Annotated in this window: 17 protein-coding genes and 4 tRNA genes; 14 read left to right on the top strand and 7 right to left on the bottom strand. The window is 61.0% G+C overall.

Annotated elements, in window-relative coordinates:
* Positions 1–142 precede the first annotated feature (142 nt).
* Positions 143–3,613 carry a hybrid sensor histidine kinase/response regulator gene (locus tag ASC85_RS05635; protein WP_057448584.1) on the bottom strand — a complete coding sequence of 1,157 codons (3,471 nt, stop codon included), beginning with the start codon at positions 3,611–3,613 and terminating at the stop codon, positions 143–145.
* 250 nt (positions 3,614–3,863) lie between these two features.
* Positions 3,864–4,403: a TetR/AcrR family transcriptional regulator gene (locus ASC85_RS05630; RefSeq protein ID WP_057448583.1), complete on the bottom strand. Its 540-nt coding sequence runs from the start codon at positions 4,401–4,403 to the stop codon at positions 3,864–3,866.
* A 103-nt stretch (positions 4,404–4,506) separates the two neighbouring features.
* On the opposite strand from ASC85_RS05630, the gene ASC85_RS05625 reads away from it, so the two are divergent.
* The 4 genes from ASC85_RS05625 to ASC85_RS05610 all read left to right on the top strand — a co-directional run bounded on the left by ASC85_RS05625 (position 4,507) and on the right by ASC85_RS05610 (position 9,285).
* The gene (locus ASC85_RS05625; protein ID WP_057448582.1) at positions 4,507–5,697 is read left to right on the top strand and encodes an MFS transporter; all 1,191 of its coding nucleotides are present in this window, start codon (positions 4,507–4,509) and stop codon (positions 5,695–5,697) included.
* Positions 5,698–5,765: 68 nt separating this feature from the next.
* Positions 5,766–6,077 carry a cupin domain-containing protein gene (locus tag ASC85_RS05620; RefSeq protein WP_057448581.1) on the top strand — a complete coding sequence of 104 codons (312 nt, stop codon included), beginning with the start codon at positions 5,766–5,768 and terminating at the stop codon, positions 6,075–6,077.
* A 103-nt stretch (positions 6,078–6,180) separates the two neighbouring features.
* On the top strand, positions 6,181–7,329 hold the full coding sequence (locus ASC85_RS05615; RefSeq protein ID WP_057448580.1) for a TDT family transporter: 1,149 nt from the start codon (positions 6,181–6,183) through the stop codon (positions 7,327–7,329).
* 81 nt (positions 7,330–7,410) lie between these two features.
* The gene (locus ASC85_RS05610; RefSeq protein ID WP_057448579.1) at positions 7,411–9,285 is read left to right on the top strand and encodes an MFS transporter; all 1,875 of its coding nucleotides are present in this window, start codon (positions 7,411–7,413) and stop codon (positions 9,283–9,285) included.
* A gap of 149 nt (positions 9,286–9,434) precedes the next feature.
* Here ASC85_RS05610 and sugE read toward each other — a convergent pair whose 3' ends face one another.
* The 3 genes from sugE to rdgC form a co-directional block, all read right to left on the bottom strand.
* Entirely contained in the window at positions 9,435–9,749 is a 315-nt protein-coding gene (gene sugE, locus ASC85_RS05605) for a quaternary ammonium compound efflux SMR transporter SugE (protein WP_014339708.1), read from the bottom strand.
* A 118-nt stretch (positions 9,750–9,867) separates the two neighbouring features.
* On the bottom strand, positions 9,868–10,833 hold the full coding sequence (locus tag ASC85_RS05600) for a bile acid:sodium symporter family protein (protein ID WP_057448578.1): 966 nt from the start codon (positions 10,831–10,833) through the stop codon (positions 9,868–9,870).
* 146 nt (positions 10,834–10,979) lie between these two features.
* On the bottom strand, positions 10,980–11,900 hold the full coding sequence (rdgC, locus tag ASC85_RS05595) for a recombination-associated protein RdgC (RefSeq protein ID WP_014339706.1): 921 nt from the start codon (positions 11,898–11,900) through the stop codon (positions 10,980–10,982).
* A 160-nt stretch (positions 11,901–12,060) separates the two neighbouring features.
* On the opposite strand from rdgC, the gene ASC85_RS05590 reads away from it, so the two are divergent.
* The 4 genes from ASC85_RS05590 (at position 12,061) to ASC85_RS05575 (ending at position 12,578) form a co-directional block, all read left to right on the top strand.
* Positions 12,061–12,136: transfer RNA gene (locus tag ASC85_RS05590), tRNA-Val, on the top strand.
* Positions 12,137–12,155: 19 nt separating this feature from the next.
* Positions 12,156–12,232: transfer RNA gene (locus tag ASC85_RS05585), tRNA-Asp, on the top strand.
* Between the two features lie 176 nt (positions 12,233–12,408).
* Positions 12,409–12,484: transfer RNA gene (locus ASC85_RS05580), tRNA-Val, on the top strand.
* Between the two features lie 17 nt (positions 12,485–12,501).
* A tRNA-Asp gene (locus ASC85_RS05575) sits at positions 12,502–12,578 on the top strand.
* A 146-nt stretch (positions 12,579–12,724) separates the two neighbouring features.
* Here ASC85_RS05575 and ASC85_RS05570 read toward each other — a convergent pair.
* Both ASC85_RS05570 and ASC85_RS05565 read right to left on the bottom strand, forming a co-directional pair.
* The gene (locus tag ASC85_RS05570; protein WP_057448577.1) at positions 12,725–13,861 is read right to left on the bottom strand and encodes a catalase family protein; all 1,137 of its coding nucleotides are present in this window, start codon (positions 13,859–13,861) and stop codon (positions 12,725–12,727) included.
* 28 nt (positions 13,862–13,889) lie between these two features.
* Positions 13,890–15,698 carry a di-heme-cytochrome C peroxidase gene (locus ASC85_RS05565; RefSeq protein ID WP_057448576.1) on the bottom strand — a complete coding sequence of 603 codons (1,809 nt, stop codon included), beginning with the start codon at positions 15,696–15,698 and terminating at the stop codon, positions 13,890–13,892.
* Positions 15,699–15,967: 269 nt separating this feature from the next.
* Here ASC85_RS05565 and ASC85_RS05560 point away from each other — a divergent pair, with 269 nt between their 5' ends.
* From ASC85_RS05560 to ASC85_RS32575, 6 genes are all read left to right on the top strand, one after another.
* Entirely contained in the window at positions 15,968–16,681 is a 714-nt protein-coding gene (locus tag ASC85_RS05560) for an FKBP-type peptidyl-prolyl cis-trans isomerase (RefSeq protein ID WP_003204577.1), read from the top strand.
* Between the two features lie 294 nt (positions 16,682–16,975).
* Positions 16,976–17,431: a YkvA family protein gene (locus tag ASC85_RS05555; protein ID WP_057448575.1), complete on the top strand. Its 456-nt coding sequence runs from the start codon at positions 16,976–16,978 to the stop codon at positions 17,429–17,431.
* Between the two features lie 113 nt (positions 17,432–17,544).
* Positions 17,545–17,886: a helix-turn-helix domain-containing protein gene (locus tag ASC85_RS05550; RefSeq protein ID WP_057448669.1), complete on the top strand. Its 342-nt coding sequence runs from the start codon at positions 17,545–17,547 to the stop codon at positions 17,884–17,886.
* Positions 17,883–18,254, top strand: coding sequence for a hypothetical protein (locus ASC85_RS05545; RefSeq protein ID WP_003179080.1), 372 nt, complete (start codon positions 17,883–17,885; stop codon positions 18,252–18,254). The genes ASC85_RS05550 and ASC85_RS05545 overlap by 4 nt, the downstream gene beginning before the upstream one ends.
* Positions 18,255–18,656 (top strand): sel1 repeat family protein, encoded by a 402-nt coding sequence (locus ASC85_RS05540; RefSeq protein WP_057448574.1) that lies wholly within the window; start codon positions 18,255–18,257, stop codon positions 18,654–18,656. It begins immediately after the preceding gene.
* A 188-nt stretch (positions 18,657–18,844) separates the two neighbouring features.
* The coding region (locus ASC85_RS32575) for a calycin-like domain-containing protein (RefSeq protein WP_236712327.1) at positions 18,845–20,146 on the top strand (1,302 nt) is incomplete at its 3' end.

Raw genomic sequence — 20,146 nt, 5'->3', positions numbered from 1 at the left:
GCTGAAGCCGAACCCTGTGGTGAGGGGAATCTTGTGGGAGCAAAGCTTGCTCGCGATGGCATCCTTGAGACCGCCATCGCGGGCAAGCCTTGCTCCCACAGATTTTCCATCGCCACAGTGGAACAGCGTGCCCCTCTGCCCATTACAACGGCAAATGCCGACTCAACAACGCCCGCAACGCCGCCGGTTTCACCGGCTTGGCCAGGTAATCCAGGCCTGCGGCATGCACCTGGGCTATCATCTCAGGTCGGCCGTCGGCGCTGATCACCACACCGGGGATCGGTTCCCCCATGCGCGTGCGCAACCAGGCCATCAGCTCGGTGCCGGTCTCACCGTCGTCCAGATGAAAATCCACCAGCGCCAGTTGCGGTCGACCGCCCTGGGCCAGCCAACGCTCGCATTCTTCACGGTTGCGCGCCGTCCACACCTGGCAACCCCAGCGTGTCAGCAAGCTGTTCATGCCGATCAGGATGCTGTCTTCGTTATCGACGCACAGCACCTGGGCGCCGCTTGGCAAATGACCGTTGGGTTCAGCCGCGGGGCTCGGTGCGACGACCTGTGCATGGGCCAAGGGCACGCTGACGCTGAACACGCTGCCGCGCCCCGGCCAGGAGCGCACGCGCAAGGTGTGGCCCAGCACGCGGCATAGCCCGTCGGCGATGGCCAGGCCCAGGCCCAGGCCTTTTTCGGCGCGGGTCTGGTGGCTGTCCAGGCGTTTGAACTCCTCGAAAATGACCTGCAGCTTATCCTCGGCGATGCCCGGCCCGCGATCCCAGACTTCCAGGCACAACTCGCCGTTGTGCCGACGTACCCCTAACAGCACCGGGCCCTTGGCGTAGCGGAAGGCGTTGGTGAGGAAGTTCTGCAGAACCCGCCGCAACAATTTCATGTCGCTGTCGACCCGCAGCCGCGAGCCCCGCATTCGGAATTTCAGCCCTTGTTCCTGGGCCAGCGCCGTGAACTCGGCGCCCAAGGTGTCGAACAACTCGTTGAGGACGAACGGCTTGCGATCGGGGTTGATCTTGCCGTTTTCCAGGCGGGAGATGTCCAGCAGGTCGGTGATCAGGTCTTCAGCGGAGCGCAGCGAACTGTCCAGATGCTGCACCAGTTGCCGGGCCTCGCTCGGCAAACTCTCGTGCTGGTGGGACAGCGCGGCAGAGAACAGCCGCGCGGCGTTGAGCGGTTGCATCAGGTCGTGGCTGACCGCCGCCAGGAACCGGGTCTTGGATTGATAGGCCGCTTCGGCGGTGCTCTTGGCTTCGGTCAGGGCCAGGTTCAGCTGCGACAATTCCCGGGTGCGTTCGGCCACCCGTTGTTCCAGCCCCTCGTTGGCTTCGGTCAGTGCTTGTGCGGCCTCACGGAACGCGGTGATGTCGGTGAAACTCATGACGAAACCGCCACCGGGCATCGGGTTGCCGATCAGCTCGATCACCCGGCCGTTGGGGAACAATCGCTCAGAGGTATGGGCGCGGCCCTGGCGCATCCAATGCAGGCGTCGGGCGACATGGACTTCGGCTTCGCCTGGGCCGCAGAGGCCGCGTTCGGCGTTGTAGCGGATGATATCGGCAATGGGCCGGCCGACACTGATCAAACCGTCCGGATACTTGAACAGCTCCAGGTAGCGACGGTTCCAGGCCACCAGCCTGAGAGACTGGTCGACCACGCTGATGCCCTGGCTGATGTTCTCGATGGCGCCTTGCAGCAGGGCACGGTTGAACTGCAGCACTTCCGACGCTTCATCCGCGATCCGGACGACGTCTTCGAGCTGCATCTCCCGACCTTCAATGGCGGCTTTTACCACAGCCCTTGTCGAAGACGCCCCGAGTACACCGGCCAGCAGGCGTTCGGTGTGGGCGATCCATTCGCTGTCGGCGTTCTGGGTCGGATTGAAGCCTTTGCCCTGGCGGTAGGCAAAACGGATGAAACTCTGCCGTGCCCGCTCCTCGCCGACGAAACGGGCGGCCAGTTGCAGCAGGTCTTCGATGTGCACCGCCAACATTGAGCGGGGGTTGGGGCGGGCGCTGATTTCCTGGCCGATGAAGCGTCCGGCCTGCCAGTGTTCCGAGACCCGTGTGCGCGACAGCACGGACACCCAGGCAAACAGCGTGAAGTTGCCGGCCAGGGACAGCACCACCCCTTGGGTCAGGGGGGTAATCGGCAGGTTCAATGGGTTGCCGTGCAGCCAGGCCAGGCCTGGGAAGCTGCTGAGCGACCAGCCCAGGCTGTGAGCGGCGATCGGCAACACCAAGGTGTAGAACCACAGGAAAATCCCCATGGCGAGGCCGGCGAACACACCGCGGCGGTTGGCCTGTTTCCAGTACAGCGCGCCGAGCATGGCCGGAGCCAGTTGGGTCACGGCGGCGAAGGCGATCTGGCCGATGGTCGCCAGGCTCGCCGTCGAACCCAGCAGGCGGTAGCTGACGTAGGCCAGCAAGAGGATCACGACGATGCTCACCCGGCGCACCGACAGCATCCACTGGCGGAACACTTCGAAGGGTCGCTCGGCGTTGTTGCGGCGCAACAGCCACGGCAACAACATGTCATTGGAGACCATGGTGGACAGCGCCACGCTCGCGACGATCACCATGCCGGTGGCCGCCGAGGCACCACCGATGAACGCCAATACCGCCAGGGCTGGATGGGCCTGGGCCAGCGGCAGGCTGATGACGAAGGAGTCCGGCAGTACCGAGCTTGGCAGCATCATTTGCCCGGCGAGGGCGATGGGCACCACGAACAACGCGGCCAGGGCCAGGTAGGCGGGGAATACCCACTTGGCCAGGCGCAGGTCCTGGGGTTCGATGTTCTCCACCACGGTGACGTGGAACTGCCGCGGCAAGCAGATGATTGCCATCATCGCCACCCCGGTCTGCACCACCATGGATGGCCAGTTGATGGTTTCTTTCCAGTATTGCTCCAGCCGTGGGGCGAGCATGGCCTGGTTGAACAGGTCGTCGAAGCCGTCGTACAGGCCGTACGTTACGAACGCACCGACCGCCAGGAAGGCGAACAGCTTGACCAGGGATTCGAAGGCAATCGCCAGCACCATGCCACGGTGGTGTTCGGTGGCGTCGAGGTTGCGGGTACCGAATACGATGGTGAACAAGGCCAGGATCAGCGAGACGATCAGCGCGGTGTCCTGGGCGCGAGTGCCCATGGCATCGGCGCCAGCGCCGATCAACAGGTTCACCCCGAGCACGATGCCCTTGAGTTGCAAGGCGATGTACGGCAGAACCCCGACCAGGCAGATCAGCGCGACCACCACCGCCAGGGATTGGGACTTGCCATAGCGGGCGGCGATGAAGTCGGCGATGGAGGTGATGTTCTCCTGTTTGCTGATCATCACCATTTTCTGCAGGACCCACGGCGCCAGCACCAGCAGCAGGATCGGCCCGAGGTAGATCGGCAGGAATGACCAGAGCTGTTCGGCGGCCTGGCCGACGGCGCCAAAGAACGTCCAGCTGGTGCAATACACCGCCAGCGACAGGCTGTAGACCCAGGCCCGCACCCGTGGCGGCAGCGGTGTGCTGCGCCGGTCGCCGTAGAAGGCGATGGCGAACATGATGGCCATATAGGCCAGGGCGACAACGGCGATCAGCCCGCTGGACAGCGACATGGAAACTCCCGGACAAAGACACCGGGACTTGAGCCCGGCAGGACAGTCTCGCATGCCCGCTCGGGTTCGTCAGTGTCGACCAAGGTCGAGGCGTGGTGGGGTGTCGCAGGTGGGGGGAATTCTTGGGTTATGCAGGGTTTTGCTGGCCTCATCGCGAGCAAGCTCGCTCCCACATTTGATCTGCTGCGAACGCAAAATCTATGTTCGCCCAGGACCCAATGTGGGAGCGAGCTTGCTCGCGATGGCGGCCTTACTGAGCCAACGCAATATCCACCAACCGATACAACTCCCCAACCTCAAGTGGCGCGGTGGCAAAGAGGATACGAAACACCGTCGGCGCCACCACCACATTGATCAGCCGTTCGACGCCTGGATTGGGCTCATCGGGGTAGCGGTCCAGGATGATCTGCAACTGACGGCTGAGGATCCCCACGCAATACCCCGGCGTGGCGCAGGCCTGGATGTCGCGCATCATGTTGCGACCGGGCTCGGAACTCATTTCGTCCAGGTACTGTTCGGCCCAGGCGAGCAGGTCGCCGCGCAGGCTGCCGGTGTTGGCGGGGTCGCTGTCGGGGCGCAAGCGGGCGATGGCGACATCGGCCAGCAGCGCCGGCAGATCACCCCAGCGCCGGTAGATGGTGGACGGCGTCACCCCGGCGCGCGCAGCGATTTGCGGCACGGTCAGTGTCGCGCGGTCCTGCTCTTGCAGCAGGTCGCGGACCGCCGAATGAATCGACTCTTGGACCCGGGCGCTTCGACCGCCGGGGCGTAAACCTTCTTTAATTGCCATGCGTCAGACCTTAACACAAAGAATTTGCTTTAAGCGCACACCGGTAGCACACTCCGCAAAAGCAAAAAATTAGCTTTTGTGAATACTCCTGTGGAGCGTGCCCATGTCCCGTCCAGCTTCGACCCGCGCCAGCCTGATATTCCTGGCGCTCACCTTGCTCGGTTTTCTCGCCGCATCCAGCGCGCCGACGCCGTTGTACCACCTCTACCAGGAACAATTGCAATTTTCCCCGGCCGTCCTGACGCTGATTTTCGGTGTGTACGCCTTCAGTCTGCTGGCGGCCTTGCTGACCGTGGGTTCGCTGTCGGATTACCTGGGCCGCAAACCGGTGATCTTCGTGGCGCTGTTGCTCAACATGCTGGCGATGCTGCTGTTCATCAGCGCCGACAGCGTTGCCTGGTTGATCAGTGCCCGGTTGATCCAGGGATTTGCCACCGGCATGGCCACCAGCGTGCTGGGGGCAGCCTTGCTGGATTTCGACCGTCGCCAAGGCCCGCTGATCACCAGTGTCGCGCCGCTGTTGGGCATGGCATGCGGGGCGCTGGGCTGTGGCCTGCTGGCTGAGTTCGCGCCGTTGCCCTTGCAACTGACGTACTGGCTTCTGTTGGGCTTGTTCCTGGCCCAGGCCGTTTACCTCTGGCGCCTGGCGGAAAGCGTCAGCTCGCAACCCGGTGCCTGGCAGTCCCTGCGGCCAACCCTGCATGTGCCGCCCCAGGCGCGGCAAGCCTTGTGGCGGGTCCTGCCGCTGGACCTGGCGGCCTGGGCTGTGGGCGGTTTCTACCTGTCACTGGCACCGTCCCTGGTGCGAGCGGCAACCGGATCGACCTCCAACCTGATCGGTGGCGCGCTGGTGGCGGTGTTGACTCTCAGCGGCGCGTTATCCATCTACCTGTTGCGCAACCAGGAAGCCGACAAGATGTTGCGCCTCTCCGCGAGCTTGCTGGTGATGGGCCTGGCATTGGTGCTGGCGGCGGTGCATGGCGCTAGCTTGCCATTGTTCTTCATTGGCACGCTGGTCACCGGTGGCGGCTTTGGCGCAGGATTCCTGGGCGCGCTGCGCAGCATCATGCCGCTGGCCTTGCCCCACGAACGGGCCGGCTTGATGTCGGCGTTCTATGTCCTCAGTTACCTGGCCTTCAGCCTGCCGTCGCTGCTGGCGGGGAACCTGACGCGAGTGGTCGGATTGATCCCGACCACCGATGGCTATGGCGCGGTGTTGATTGTGCTGTGTGTCGTCGCGTTGTTGGGGTTACGTCAATCCATGAGACCGGTCAGCGATGGCGCGCGGCCTTGAAACCAAGCATGCAGGGGCTGCTGGGAGTGGGTTAGTCTTGGCGCCTCAGTCTTTTTCCGGACGATCTCTTGAAAATCATTCGCAGCAAGTCCTTCACCGGTGACCGCGCCTGGGCGGCGCTGGATATCGCCAACATGAACGGCATCACCACGCGCCTGCACTGGACCGATCAGCCGTACAAATGGCACGTCAATGATGGGGAGGAAGTCTTCGTGGTGCTCGATGGGCAAGTGCGGATGTGTTATCGGGAAGAGGGTGTCGAAAAGGAGACCTTGCTGGAGGTCGGGGACATTTTCTACGCATCGGTGGGCACAGAGCATGTGGCCAGGCCCTTGGGCGAAGCGAGAATCCTGGTGATCGAGACCGAAGGCAGCGTCTGATGGTTATCTGCTAAATAGATAACATATAGAGAAATTACCCGTTATATAGATATTCGATCCGGCTCTAGCATGGCTTCACCTCATCCGAGGACAGGAGTTCGCCATGACATGCTGCGCTGCAAAAAACCGCTTGCGTCCATTGAGCCATTTGCCCAGGCCGCTGGAGGCCATTCGCCAATTCACACCTAACTGGTTTGCCGTGGTCATGGGCACCGGAGTGCTGGCGCTGGCCTTGGCACAATGGCCTGGGAATGTGCCGGGCCTGCGCCTTTTGGGTGAAGGCTTGTGGTTGTTCAACACGCTGTTGTTCGTGGTGTTCGCCCTCATGTACACGGCCCGTTGGGTGCTGTTCTTCGACGAAGCGCGACGGATTTTCGGTCATTCAACGGTCTCGATGTTCTTCGGCACCATTCCCATGGGGCTGGCGACCATCATCAACGGCTTCTTGGTATTCGGGCTGCCGCGCTGGGGGAGCGGTGTGGTGGCGGTGGCTGAGGCGTTATGGTGGATCGACGTGGCCATGTCGCTGGCCTGTGGTGTGCTGATCCCATTCTTGATGTTCACCCGCCAGGAACACCGCATCGACCAAATGACCGCCGTGTGGCTGTTGCCGGTGGTGGCTGCGGAAGTCGCGGCAGCCAGCGGCGGGCTGTTGGCGCCGCATCTGGCCGACGCTCATGGGCAACTGGTCATGCTGGTGACCAGCTACGTGCTCTGGGCCTTTTCCCTGCCGGTGGCGTTCAGCATCCTGACGATTTTGCTGTTGCGCATGGCCCTGCACAAACTGCCTCACGAAAACATGGCCGCCTCGAGCTGGCTGGCCCTCGGCCCGATCGGCACCGGCGCCTTGGGCATGTTGCTGTTGGGTAACGATGCCCCGCTGATTTTTGCCGCCAATGGCCTGTCCGGCGTGGGCGAAATCGCCGCCGGGTTGGGGCTGGTGGCCGGCATCACGCTGTGGGGGCTGGGGTTGTGGTGGATGTTGATGGCGCTGCTGATTACCGCGCGTTACCTGCGCGCAGGCATTCCCTTCAACCTCGGCTGGTGGGGCTTTACCTTTCCCTTGGGCGTGTACGCACTGACCACGTTGAAGCTTGCGGACCTGCTGGGCCTGGGTTTTTTCAGGGTGTTCGGGGCTGTGCTGGTGGCGATGCTGGTGGTGATGTGGCTGATCGTCGGGCGGCGTACGGTGCAAGGCGCCTGGCACGGTGAGTTGTTTGTGTCGCCCTGTATTGCAGGGCTGGCGAAATAATCGCTAAAGACAGGTAATGTGTGGCCTGGATCGAAAAACGTTCATTCCAATAAGTGTCCACGCCACTCAGGAACATGGAAGATGAGTCACCCTTCGCAGTTCACCTTGCTTCGCACGCGGCGTTTCCTGCCGTTCTTCATCACGCAGTCCCTGGGCGCGTTCAACGACAATATTTTCAAGCAGTCGCTGATCCTCGCCATCCTCTACAAGCTGACCATCGAGGGTGATCGCTCGATCTGGGTCAACCTCTGCGCGCTGCTGTTTATCCTGCCGTTTTTTCTGTTCTCCGCTTTGGCAGGGCAGTTCGGGGAAAAATTCGCCAAGGACGCGTTGATTCGGCTGATCAAGCTCGGTGAAATTGCCATCATGGCGGTCGGCGCAGTGGGGTTTCTGTTCGATCACTTATCGCTGATGCTGGTGGCGCTATTCGCCATGGGCACGCATTCGGCGTTGTTCGGCCCGGTGAAGTACTCGATCCTGCCCCAGGCCTTGCGTGAGGAAGAGTTGGTCGGTGGCAACGGCCTGGTGGAGATGGGCACCTTCCTGGCGATCCTGGCCGGCACCATCGGCGCAGGGATCATGATGTCCTCGGCGCAATACGCACCCGTGGTGTCCACCGCGATCATCGGCGTAGCCGTGCTCGGTTACCTGGCCAGCCGCAGCATTCCGCGCGCGGCGGCGGCCTCGCCGCAAATGCGCCTGAACTGGAACATCTTCAGCCAATCCTGGGCCACCCTGAAACTGGGGTTGGGGCAAACTCCGGCAGTGTCCCGTTCGATTGTCGGCAACTCGTGGTTCTGGTTCGTCGGTGCGATCTACCTGACGCAGATCCCGGCCTATGCCAAGGAGTGGATGCACGGTGACGAAACCGTGGTGACCTTGATCCTGACGGTGTTCTCGGTGGGGATCGCCTTGGGATCGATGCTTTGCGAAAAGCTTTCCGGGCGCAAAGTCGAGATCGGCCTGGTGCCGTTCGGCTCGTTCGGGCTGACGGTGTTCGGCCTGCTGTTGTGGTGGCATTCCGGTGGAATCCCCGACAGCGTCGAGGGGCACGGTTGGCTTGAAGTGCTCGGTTTCGGTCACGCCTGGCTGGTGCTGATCGACATCCTGGGCCTGGGTGTCTTTGGCGGTTTCTATATCGTGCCGCTGTACGCGTTGATCCAGTCGCGCACGGTGGAGAACGAGCGGGCGCGGGTGATTGCTGCCAACAACATTCTCAACGCGTTGTTCATGGTGGTCTCGGCCATCGTCTCCATCGTGTTGCTGAGCCTGGCCAAGCTGTCGATCCCGCAGTTGTTCCTGGTGGTGTCGTTGCTCAACATCGGCGTCAACGCCTACATCTTCAAGATTGTTCCCGAGTTCAGCATGCGTTTCATGATCTGGCTGCTGAGCCATTCCATGTACCGCGTGGAGCACCGCAACCTGGAGGCGATCCCGGATGAAGGGGCTGCGCTGCTGGTCTGCAACCACGTCTCCTTCGTCGATGCCTTGCTGATTGGCGGCGCGGTGCGTCGGCCGATTCGCTTCGTGATGTACTACAAGATCTACAACCTGCCGGTGCTGAATTTCATCTTCCGCACCGCCGGGACGATCCCGATTGCCGGGCGCCAGGAAGACATTCACATCTACGAAAAAGCCTTCAAGCGAATCGCCCAATACCTGAAGGACGGCGAGCTGGTCTGCATCTTCCCTGAAGGAAAATTGACCGGTGACGGTGAGATCAATGAGTTCAAGAGCGGACTGACCCGCATCCTCCAGGAGACCCCGGTGCCGGTGATTCCCCTGGCGTTGCAGGGTTTGTGGGGCAGTTTTTTCAGTCGCGACCCGGCCAAAGGGCTGTTTCGTCGATTCTGGTCGCGGGTGACGCTGGTGGCGGGTTCGGCGGTCGCGGTGGAAGTGGCTGAGCCGGCGAAGTTGCAGGCGTTGGTGGGGGAGTTGCGCGGGACCGTCCGCTAGAACGAAAAACTGTGGGAGCAAAAAGCTTGTGGGAGCAAGCCCTGTGGGATTAAAACCTGTGGGGAGCAGGGTCTGTGGGAGCAAGCTTTGCTCCCACAGGTTTAATCCCACAGACCTTGCTCCCATAGATTTGGCTCTTGCAGGAGGGCTCAGGTGCTGACCTTGAGCCCGATCAACCCTGCAACGATCAACGCCACGCTGGCCAGACGAACCAGCGCCATCGACTCACCAAACAAAATGATCCCGGCGATCACCGTGCCCACGGCACCGACCCCGGTCCAGATCGCGTAGGCCGTACCCAGCGGTAGTTCCTTCATTGCAAGGCCGAGCAGGCCTAGGCTGATCGCCATGGCGGCGATGGTCAGCGCGGTGGGGAGAGGGCGGCTGAAACCGTCGGTGTATTTCAGGCCAACAGCCCAGCCGACTTCGAACAGGCCGGCAAAAAACAGAATGATCCAGGACATCACGCACCTCATCGATGGGTGGGGTCGTCCCCGGATAATGAACGCTATGGTGTTGCGAGGTCGTCCCCGCATTGGGCGCAAGAATGCCCAATGCTGACGACTCGGTCAAGATTCGCCTTCAGTCCGTCGCTTGACGGGCCTGCAGTTCACGGTCCTGTTTTTCGCTCATGCGCCGGAAGTACGTCGAGAGCAGGGCCCCGGAAATGTTGTGCCAGACGCTGAACAGCGCGCTGGGCACCGCCGCCAGTGGCGAAAAGTGTGCACTCGCCAGCGCTGCGCCCAGGCCGGAGTTCTGCATGCCGACTTCCAATGACAGGGTTTTGCGCTGGGCCAACGGCAAGCCGAACAAACGCCCGGTGAAGTACCCCAGCAGATAACCGAAGCTGTTGTGCAGCATCACGATGGCCATGATCAGCAGGCCGGATTCGGCGATTTTCGCCTGACTGGCTGCAACCACCGCCGCGACGATGATCACGATGCTCACTACCGATATCAGTGGCAGCACTTCTACCGCATGACGAACCCGGGCACCCAGCAGGCGTTGGGCAATGATGCCCAGTGCGATCGGCAACAGGACGATTTGCAGGATCGACCAGAACAGCGCCGAGAACGACACCGGCAACCAGGCCGAGGCCAGCAACCAGATCAGCGCAGGGGTCAGCAGAGGGGCAAGCAGGGTCGTGATGGCGGAAATCGCCACGGCCAGGGCCAAGTCACCGCGAGCCAGCCAGGTCATGACATTGGACGATGTGCCGCTGGGGCAGCAGCCCACCAGGATCACGCCGACGGCGATCTCCGGCGGCAGGCTGAACACCTGGCAAAGCAGCCACGCCGTGCCGGGCATGATCACGAATTGGGCAACTACCCCCAAGGCGACGCGTCCCGGATGACGGGCCACTTCGGCGAAGTCTTCCAGCTTGAGTGCCAGGCCCATGCCGAACATCACCAGGCCCAGCAGCGGCACGATGGCGATTTTCAGGCCGACGAACCACTGCGGCTGCAGGAAGGCCAGCACCGCGAAAATCAGTACCCAGTAAGCGAAGGTATTGCCGACAAAGCGGCTCAATGCAGCCAATGCGCGCATGACCTGATCCTTATTATCTTATTATTAAGAACACCGAATACTAATGTGGGAGCGAGCTTGCTCGCGATAGCGGAGTGTCAGTCAACATCTCGGTGGCTGTCATACCGCTATCGCGAGCAAGCTCGCTCCCACAGGGGAGGCGGGGTTTAGATCCCCTGCGGAATCTCTTCCCCACCCAAGGCTTCAACCAGCGCCGGCAGGAACTCGCCGAACGTCAACATCATCAGCGTGAAGCTGGCGTCCAGTTGGCCGAGGGCTTCGTCGCCACCGTCCTGCTCTGCCTGGTCCTGCAGCAGGTCTTCGAATTTCAGGCGCTTGACCACCATCTTGTCGTCGAGCACGAAGGACAGCTTGTCCTGCCAGGCCAGGGACAGTTGCGTGACCACCTTGCCGGTGTTCAGGTGCAGCTGGATTTCGTCGCTGGTCAGGTCCTGGCGCTTGCAGCGCACGATGCCGCCGTCTTCGTGGGTGTCGCGCAGCTCGCATTCATCGAGCACGAAGAAATCGTCCGCGGCTTTCTGGGTCTTGACCCAGTCGGTCATGGTGGCGGTCGGGGCCATCTTGACCGTCAGCGGGCGTACCGGCAGCGAGCCGATGACTTCGCGCAGGGTAGACAGCAGGTCTTCGGCGCGTTTCGGGCTGGCGGAGTTCACCAGGATCAGGCCCTGTTTCGGCGCGATGGCGGCGAAAGTGGACGAACGACGGATGAACGCACGCGGCAGGAACGCCTGGATGATTTCATCCTTGAGCTGGTCCCGTTCCTTTTTATAGACCTTGCGCATTTGCTCGGCTTCGATCTCTTCGACCTTTTCCTTCAGGGCATCGCGCACGACGCTACCCGGCAAGATGCGTTCTTCCTTGCGCGCGGCGATCAGCAGGAAGTCCTGGCTGACGTGCACCAGCGGTGCGTCTTCGCCTTTGCCAAACGGCGCGACGAAACCGTAAGTGGTCAACTCCTGGCTTGCACATGGACGCGCCAGTTTGCTGGCCAGTGCAGTTTCCAACGCCTCGGCATCAAAAGGCAGATCTTGGGTCAGGCGATAGATAAGCAGGTTTTTGAACCACATGGGGTGAGTCTCTCCTTTATACAAAGGGGGGCATTATTCTCTTCGCAGCGCCATAGGCCAACCCTTCGCTAAGCCTTTGGAAGGCCTGAAAAAATTAATTTAAAAAGTGCTTGCCAGCTTAAAGAGTGCTCCGTAGAATGCGCGCCACACCGAAAGCGAAGGGTGATTAGCTCAGCTGGGAGAGCGTCTGCCTTACAAGCAGAATGTCGGCGGTTCGATCCCGTCATCACCCACCATTCGTTCAACGTGTTACGCGCAGCGGTAGTTCAGTCGGTTAGAATACCGGCCTGTCACGCCGGGGGTCGCGGGTTCGAGTCCCGTCCGCTGCGCCATATTCGGTTACCTGGAACACTGAACGCCAGGTCACCACGGAAAGCCCGCTAACGCGGGCTTTTTGCTGTTTGCAGTTCCTGTGGTGTGCGTTTCTCATATTTTTTTGCTGAATTTGCTAATTAAATCAGCACGTTACAAAAAACTGTGAGAGAATGCGCCCCGCATCGAAAGTGAAGGGTGATTAGCTCAGCTGGGAGAGCGTCTGCCTTACAAGCAGAATGTCGGCGGTTCGATCCCGTCATCACCCACCAAACTTTCAGTGTTACGCGCAGCGGTAGTTCAGTCGGTTAGAATACCGGCCTGTCACGCCGGGGGTCGCGGGTTCGAGTCCCGTCCGCTGCGCCATATTCGGTTATCTGGAATGCTGAACGCCAGGTGACTACTAGAAACGACGCTTTTCCTTTACGAGGGGAGAGCGTCGTTTTTTTTGGCTCTCTTTTTTGTGCGTATATCCGTTACCAAAAAAACGGATATACACCCCAATCCAACCTCTACAGCTCAGCATTCCGTCGATGACGATAATCGCTGACCGCCTCATACACCGCCTTACGCAAGCGATTGATCCCACCAATAGGCCGATGCGCCTCAATACCAAACCAAGGATTGAACGACTGATTATCACAAGCCAGATTCAACTTGGGCGTATCAAAATCCTGAGCCGGAACCTTGATCCGTGCCACGGTCTCGAACGGCGCATCACTTTCCTGCCACTCAATACTGGTGTCTTCGATCGGCATGTACTTGCTCGGATCCTGACGCTGGATCTGCAAGACAAAACACGCCGGCACCCGGTCTGTGGATAACTGCTGATTCAATGCGCTACGCAAGAAGTTCGGCAAGTCCTGGTTCTGGGGAGGCAGGGTGTAGCTCGGGCAACTGTCCGGGTCCGGAGCGACGCGAAACTTGGCGTTGGCCTCACCGAACTTGTAGGGCGATACCGAAAAATACGTGGTCTGGGTCGGACTGGCCGGTGGCGGTGAGAGGGTCGCCAGGGCGATGAATAAATGCCGGATCTGCCAGCTGCGCGGGTCCAGGCTTGGAAAGAAAGCCATCGCCTTCTTCCCGTCAGCCTGGGCGGCCACATTCTGACGATATTCGGCGACATCGCTGACGAAGAAGTTCGGATGGTTGAACATCACGAAATCCTGCTCGCCCTGTGATTGCCGGTCAGCGAGCAGTTGCTTGCCCGGTACGTTCATCAGCTTGATCGCCATCCCGCGGGCATCGCGCAGGCTGTCGAACTGCGGATAGGCATTGCCGTTGGACAGGCGAATCGTCGCCTGCCAGACCTTCCCTGGCTCGGCGAATACGCCTTGGCGCAACGGTGCCGGCAGGTCGCTCGGCACCTGGACTTCGGCCATGACACAGCCGTGGGCCTTGGCGTGGGCGTCGCGCAGGTAACGCGTGCTTTCGCGGTGCTGGTCGACGATGCGAATAGCGGTCTGGATGATGTCCTGGGTCATGGCCGATTCGCCGGGCGCAACCTGTTCCTTGTCCGGGACCGGTCCCTTGTGTTGCCAGGCAAACCAGGCCGTGGACAGTGCCCAGCCGAGCAGTCCGATGCCCAGCAGCCACAGGAGCGTCTTGCCCAAAAAGGCACCGAGGCGCAGCCAGAGCGTGATCAACATTGAAACTTCCTTTTACCGGTGGGGTTCATCATTGCAGTTGCGACTCCAGTGGCCCGCCCAGCACCTTTAAATACTCCAGCAAGGCCCAGCGTTCCTGCGGTTGCAGCAAGCGGCCAATGACGCCATTACCTCGCTCGCCCGCGCGGAATTCATGGCCGCTGTTGTGGTTGCCGGTAATGCGGGTATCGAAGAGAAATGCGTTGGTAAAGGCTTCAGTGCGATAGCCCAGGTGGCGTGGGTCGTATTCGAAATTGCCTTTATAGAACGTGGTCGCGCGCTCGTCCTGGGGGGAGAGCAGTTGATAGATCGTCGGCACCGAGCCGTTGTGCAGGAACGGTGGCGTGGCCCAGACGCCCGCCAGCGGCCGGGCCTTGTAGGCGCGCAATTCACGTACGCCAATGGGCAGGCCGAAACCATCCAGCGCCGGGCGCTCGGCGGGGGTGACACCAGCGTCGCGGTAAGCGCGGTTTTCGACGAATGCCGTGACGTAGGCCAGGCCTTTGGCGACCGAGAGTTGGCTCAAGTCCAGCGGCTCCGTCGGGGTCGGGTGCAGTTGCACTTCCAGCTTCGCCAGCTCGGCCGGATCCCATTGCAGGCTGGTCAGGTCGTAGCGGTGGTCGGCGATGTTATTGGCGGTGCCCGGGTCGGTGCCGATCACCTGCACGGGCAGCATGTGCAGTTGTTGGACCGGCCTGTCGGGCCCTTGGACTACCTTGGGTACATGGCAGCCGGCGCAGTTTTCAGTGAACAGGGCCCGGCCCTTGGCCGCCAGCGGTTTGTCGATCGAGCCCAGCAGCGCTTCCGGCCACACGGGCGGCTTGAGCAGTTGCAGGGTCTCTTCGATCTTGTTCAAGTCGCGCACACGCACGCTGGAGGGGTAGCGCGCATCGCCTTGCAGCGGTTTGCCCTGGGCGTCGAAGAAATTCAGCGTGGCGCCGACCCCCAGCGCCTCACCGACGTTGCGAGCCATCGGTTGCTGGGCCGATCCGTTCCATTGCACCCAGTCGAATGTCCACATTTCCCACAACTGCGGGTAATCCACCGGTGCGTTGGCCACCCGGTAGTTCTGCGGCGAAATGGCGTCGCCGAAGCTGGCATTGGCGATGCGACCGAAGGCGTCGGTACGGCCAGGGCCCTCTTCGGTGGGGTAGAGGCCGCGATGGGTGTCGTTCCAGGCCACCCGCAGGAACGTGTCCAGGGAGACTTTGAAGGCCTTGCGCAATTCCTCGTGACGGGCGTCGTAGTCCTTGCCCAGCACCTGGCGGGCAAAGCGCTCGAATTTCCAAGGGTTGTAGTAGGTAGACGCCAGACTGGCGACCAATGCTTGTCCGAAGCTGCCACCGCGCAATGTAGGAACACTGGAAGGCAGCACGTGTTGAGCCGAGCCGCCGTCGATCCGTATCGCCTGGCCCTTGAAGCGCAGTTCGCCGGTATGGCACGCCGCGCAGGTGATATCCAGGAACTGCTCGGTGCTGCCCGGGTTCTGGTGCCGCGCAAACCCTACCGGCAAGTTGCCGGGATTGGCCGGCGAGGCTTTCTGCGCCGGATCGATCAGGAACCCAAAGCGCGCCAGGTACTCAGGCGAAGCGAAGCGTTGTTGCGAAAACGGTAATTCGAGGGCCGTGAACCAGTCGTAGCGCAGGCCTTTGACCTGAGTGCCCTGGGGCGTGAAGTAATACGTCTGGCGCTCGGCGGCGCTCCATTGATCCAGGTAATGCACCTGCTCGACGGGCGTATAGAACGGCAAGCGAGGATTGGCGACGTAATAAAGCACCACGGCCACGACAATGATCAGCAGCGCGAGGAGCAGCAAGAGGATGCGAGAGAGAAGGCGCACGGTAACGTCCTTGTTTTTTTGATAAACCCTTATGCCTCAGTGCCGCGCGGCGGGCAAGTGGCCATTACCTCTGGCCTGTGGAGGGGCGGCAATTTGTCCCTGTACGTAACTGATGACAGATGCTTCATTCGTCCAGGATTAAAAAGCGTTTGCGGACCTGAACTTATCATTACTTTGTGGCTCACATGCCGGTAGCCATTGGTCGTGGCCGCCTGATAAGCTCGCGGCTTTATTCGATTGCCCTTTAGGCGCATGAACAAGGAAATAGCATGAAACAGCATCGGTTGGCAGCGGCGGTGGCCCTGGTTGGCCTGGTACTCGCGGGTTGCGACTCGCAGACCAGCGTAGAGCTGAAGACCCCGGCGCAGAAAGCTTCCTACGGTATTGGCCTGAACATGGGCAAGAGCCTGGCTCAGGAAGGCATGGATGACCTGGACTCCAAAGCGGTCGCCCAGGGCATCGAAGATGCCGTCGGCAAGAAAGAACAGAAGCTGAAAGACGAAGAACTGGTCGAAGCCTTTGCCGCGCTGCAAAAGCGTGCAGAAGAGCGCATGGCCAAGATGAGCGAAGAGTCGGCAGCCGCCGGCAAGAAATTCCTCGAAGAAAACGGCAAGAAAGCCGGTGTCACCACCACCGCTTCCGGCCTGCAGTACGAAGTGGTCAAGAAGGCCGATGGTCCACAGCCTAAGCCGACCGACGTAGTGACTGTTCACTACACAGGCAAGCTGACCAACGGCACTGTGTTCGACAGCTCCGTTGAGCGTGGCAGCCCGATCGACCTGCCGGTCAGCGGCGTGATCCCGGGTTGGGTCGAAGGCCTGCAACTGATGCACGTCGGCGAGAAGTACAAGCTGTACATCCCGAGCGACCTGGCCTACGGCGCCCAGAGCCCGAGCCCGGCCATCCCGGCCAACTCGGTCCTGGTGTTCGACCTGGAACTGCTGGCGATCAAGGATCCGGCAAAAGAAGACGCAGCCAAGTAATCGCGTCTGCTATAACGACAACGCCTCGCTTATGCGGGGCGTTGTCGCATCTGGGCTGCGGCAAAATGGCAAAAAAACCGAACGCACGATGCAGGGTATAGTCATAGGCAATACAGGCGCTGTGCTAGACGCAGTCAGCCGGTCAAGTCAATGAAATATTGGGTTTTTTTATGTGAGTAAAAAACGCCCGATCTAAGCCGGGCCCTTATGAAACGGGGGCTTCAGCGGTGAAATGCAGCTCTGTTCACAAGGTTATCCACAATTTGTGTGGATAACATTTCAGTGGGAGAAAAAATGAAGGCCCCGTGGAATTTTGCGCGATTTCTGCCCTTGGCAGGCCGCCTGCTGGCCCGCGGTCGATTGCCGACATTATTGTTCGCCGTCGCCAGCAAAGGTGCCCGGGAGGGCGGACGGCTGGGCAAGCTCAAGGAGGACCTGCGGCTGTTGCAGGCCTTGTGCCTGGCCTACTGGCGAGGCGAATACCGTGCTGTCAGCGCCAAGTCGATGCTGTCGGTGGTGGCAGGGCTGATGTATTTCCTCAGTCCCCTGGATGCGATTCCAGACATCTTGCCGATGTTTGGCATGTTCGACGACATCGCGGTGCTGGCATGGATCATGAAAACCCTCGACGTTGAACTCGAGGCTTTCCGCGCCTGGCGTTATAGGCAATCGCCCGAGAAGCTTGCCCGGGTCGAAAGGCTTCCCGATACCCCGGAACAACTCCAACTCCAAGGTCAGAAAAAAACCTGATTCGCTAGCACTTGCCCCTAGAATTCATCGCCCCGCGACCTTAGCCGGTATTAGGATTACACTTCTAAGAAAAAAGGCTGACTCGCTAAGTGTTGTTGTCCTACGGGGTAGACATGGATATTCAGATAATCACACGTGACGGAGAGCCCGAGTACGCGGTTTTGCCGTGGGATCAGTACCAATCGTTGTTGAAGGCAGCAGGCATCGATCAAGCTCCGCCGCGCGAAGCGACAGTCTCTAACGCGGCGGCACCGGACCAGGTTCTCCCTGGCCTGGATCAATTACGCAGTTTACGCGAAGGGAAGGGCATCGCCATTGAGGCGCTGGCCCGCACGGTAGGTATCAGCCCGTCTTATCTGGCCTTGATCGAGAGCGGCGAGCGTCAGCCCGATGCCGCGATTCGGCGCAGTCTGGCCTGGGAGTTGACGGTTCCGGGTTGGAGGGAAGAATCGTGAGCGTACGCATCAGTCGGCAGCATTGGGATGGGTTGTTGGGTGAGTTGGACCAGGCGCGCCGCCAGCGCCATTTATTGACCTACCGCGCCTTGTTGGAGCGTCTGCAACTGCCCAGTCCGGCCATGCAGACCTTGACTGCGGCCCTTGAGCACCTGGCGGCGCTGGACGCCCGGGCGGAACAGCCGCTGCGCAGTTCATTGGTGATCAGCCAGGGCGCCAGTCGGTTGCCGCGCACGGGGTTCTTCGAGTGCGTAGAACGCCTGGGGCGCTTTTCCGGGCCTTCCGATGGCGTGGCCGCTGCTTCCTGGCACGCTTCGGAAGTGGTTCGGGTATTTGAATACGAGTACCCCGAGTCGGCGGAGGCCTGAGTGCTCTGGCGACTCAAGGCGCGGGCCGGTTACTGGCTGGCGCGTCGGTTGTTTCATTGGTCCTGGTTCGTCCGTCAGCCACGTGGCTGGGCCTGGCTCGAGGGGCAGTTCTCCCGCATGGCGAACCTGGGCGACGTCGGTGCGCAGAGCTTCTATGGGCACATCCTCACGTTTCGCGGCCAAGGTCTGGGTGCCCGTGAAGAAGGGGTTCGCCTGCTGCGGCTGGCGGCATTGGCCGGTGATGGCAAGGCCGCCTACCAGGTTGGCGTGATCAGCCTGGCCGGCACAGCCAGCAAGGCGCCGGACCCGGTTGAAGCGGCGCGTTGGTGGACCTTGGCGGCGAAAGCCGGGCATCCGCTGGCCGAAATCAAGCTCAAATCACTTGAAGCTCGCGATATCTAGGGTTATCCACAGGCGATTCGTTGTACAGGTCAGACGAATTTAGCGAATCGCCCTACGTACTCTGTCTCCTTCCCCTGACTTAATTCCCCTGTCATTCCCGGCAAAGTCTCGCGCTCCCTGAGTGCTGCGAGACGTCTGCCCATGTTCGACCGTTTTTTCCTGCCGGCCCTTGAGCGAGCCCTGTCCTGATGGATCAGGTGAGCCGAATCGAGCAGGAACTCGACAGCTTCAAAGACACCCTGTCGGTCTACCGCGAGCAGCTCGAGCGCTGGTACAGCAGAGCGGCGGACCAGGCCAGTCATGCGGCGGACCTGCCGTCGCTGATGGGCATGGAGCGGCTGATCCGCTTTGGCGACAGCACCACCGCTGTCAGCATCAGTGACGATGACTTCCTCTCCACGGTCGTCCAGTGCCCCAAGGGCGGGCCGATGACGATCGAGAGCAAGTTCGAGTCGGTGTACGACATCCCGCTGGGCGACATCGTGGTGGATGTGGTGGAGGTGGCCAGCGGCGAGGTCACGCCGGTCACCCTGGATGCCCAGGGCCTGGGGACCTTCACGGGGGAGGCGGGCAAGTCCTATCGGGTTCATGTCCAGGGCGAGGTGTCCGCCAAGCAAATCGCGAATCTGTTTTCTTCCTACGATGGCCTGACCACCGATCTGACGGACTGGTTGCGCGGTGAGTGGCAGGGTTTCAAGCCGCGATGGGCACAACAATCGCTGTCGACTTCGGCGGCGGCGGTGGGGAACGGGCTGCTCGCCGGTAGTTGGGCGGCGATTGAAAGTGTGTGGGACAGCATCAGCTTGCTCTCGGACATCCTCAAGGACCCTGGTCAATTTGTTGATCGGTTGGGCGAAAGCGCCAAGCAGCTGGAGGACCTGGCGGAAAAAACACCGCTGGTGATGGCCAAGCTGCAACTGCTGTCCAGCGACGAAGCGGCGCTGTGCCTGTTGGTGCGCACCGCCAGTCTCTGGTTGGACATGTTGCCGCCCAGTGAGGTTGCCGGTGAAACGGCCGAAGCCTTGTCGAGGGTGGCGGTGCAGTTGTTGATCGACCTGTTGATTGGTGTCGTCCTGACCTTCACCGGGGCGGGGGCCGGTATCGTTTATCTGTCGATGCGCCTGGGGAATGTGGGCGTGCGCCTGCTGGCTGCCATGCAGCGTTTCATCGGGGCGATCTTCGCGGTGGTCAATGGCTTCATGACCTACGTGGACCGCTACAAAACCGTGGCGGCACGCGGTATCGCGGCCGGGGTGAAAAAGGGCCGGATGCAACTGCGCTGGGATGCGCAGCGCAACACCGCGCTGAAAAAACACGAGCATCACGACGACGCCCCCGCCCAATCGAAAAACCCCAACGGCGACAGCGCCGACACCGCGGCCCAGACCCAGACCAGCGGCTGTCCGGTGTCGATGGTCACTGGCGAAGAGCTGCTGACCCTCGACGATGGCACCCTCGATGGCCGCTTGCCGTTCGTCTTCACCCGTTTG

Source organism: Pseudomonas sp. Root401 (assembly GCF_001425105.1).
GTDB classification, from domain to species: Bacteria; Pseudomonadota; Gammaproteobacteria; order Pseudomonadales; family Pseudomonadaceae; genus Aquipseudomonas; species Aquipseudomonas brassicacearum.
This window is presented reverse-complemented; position numbering and strand designations above follow the sequence as displayed.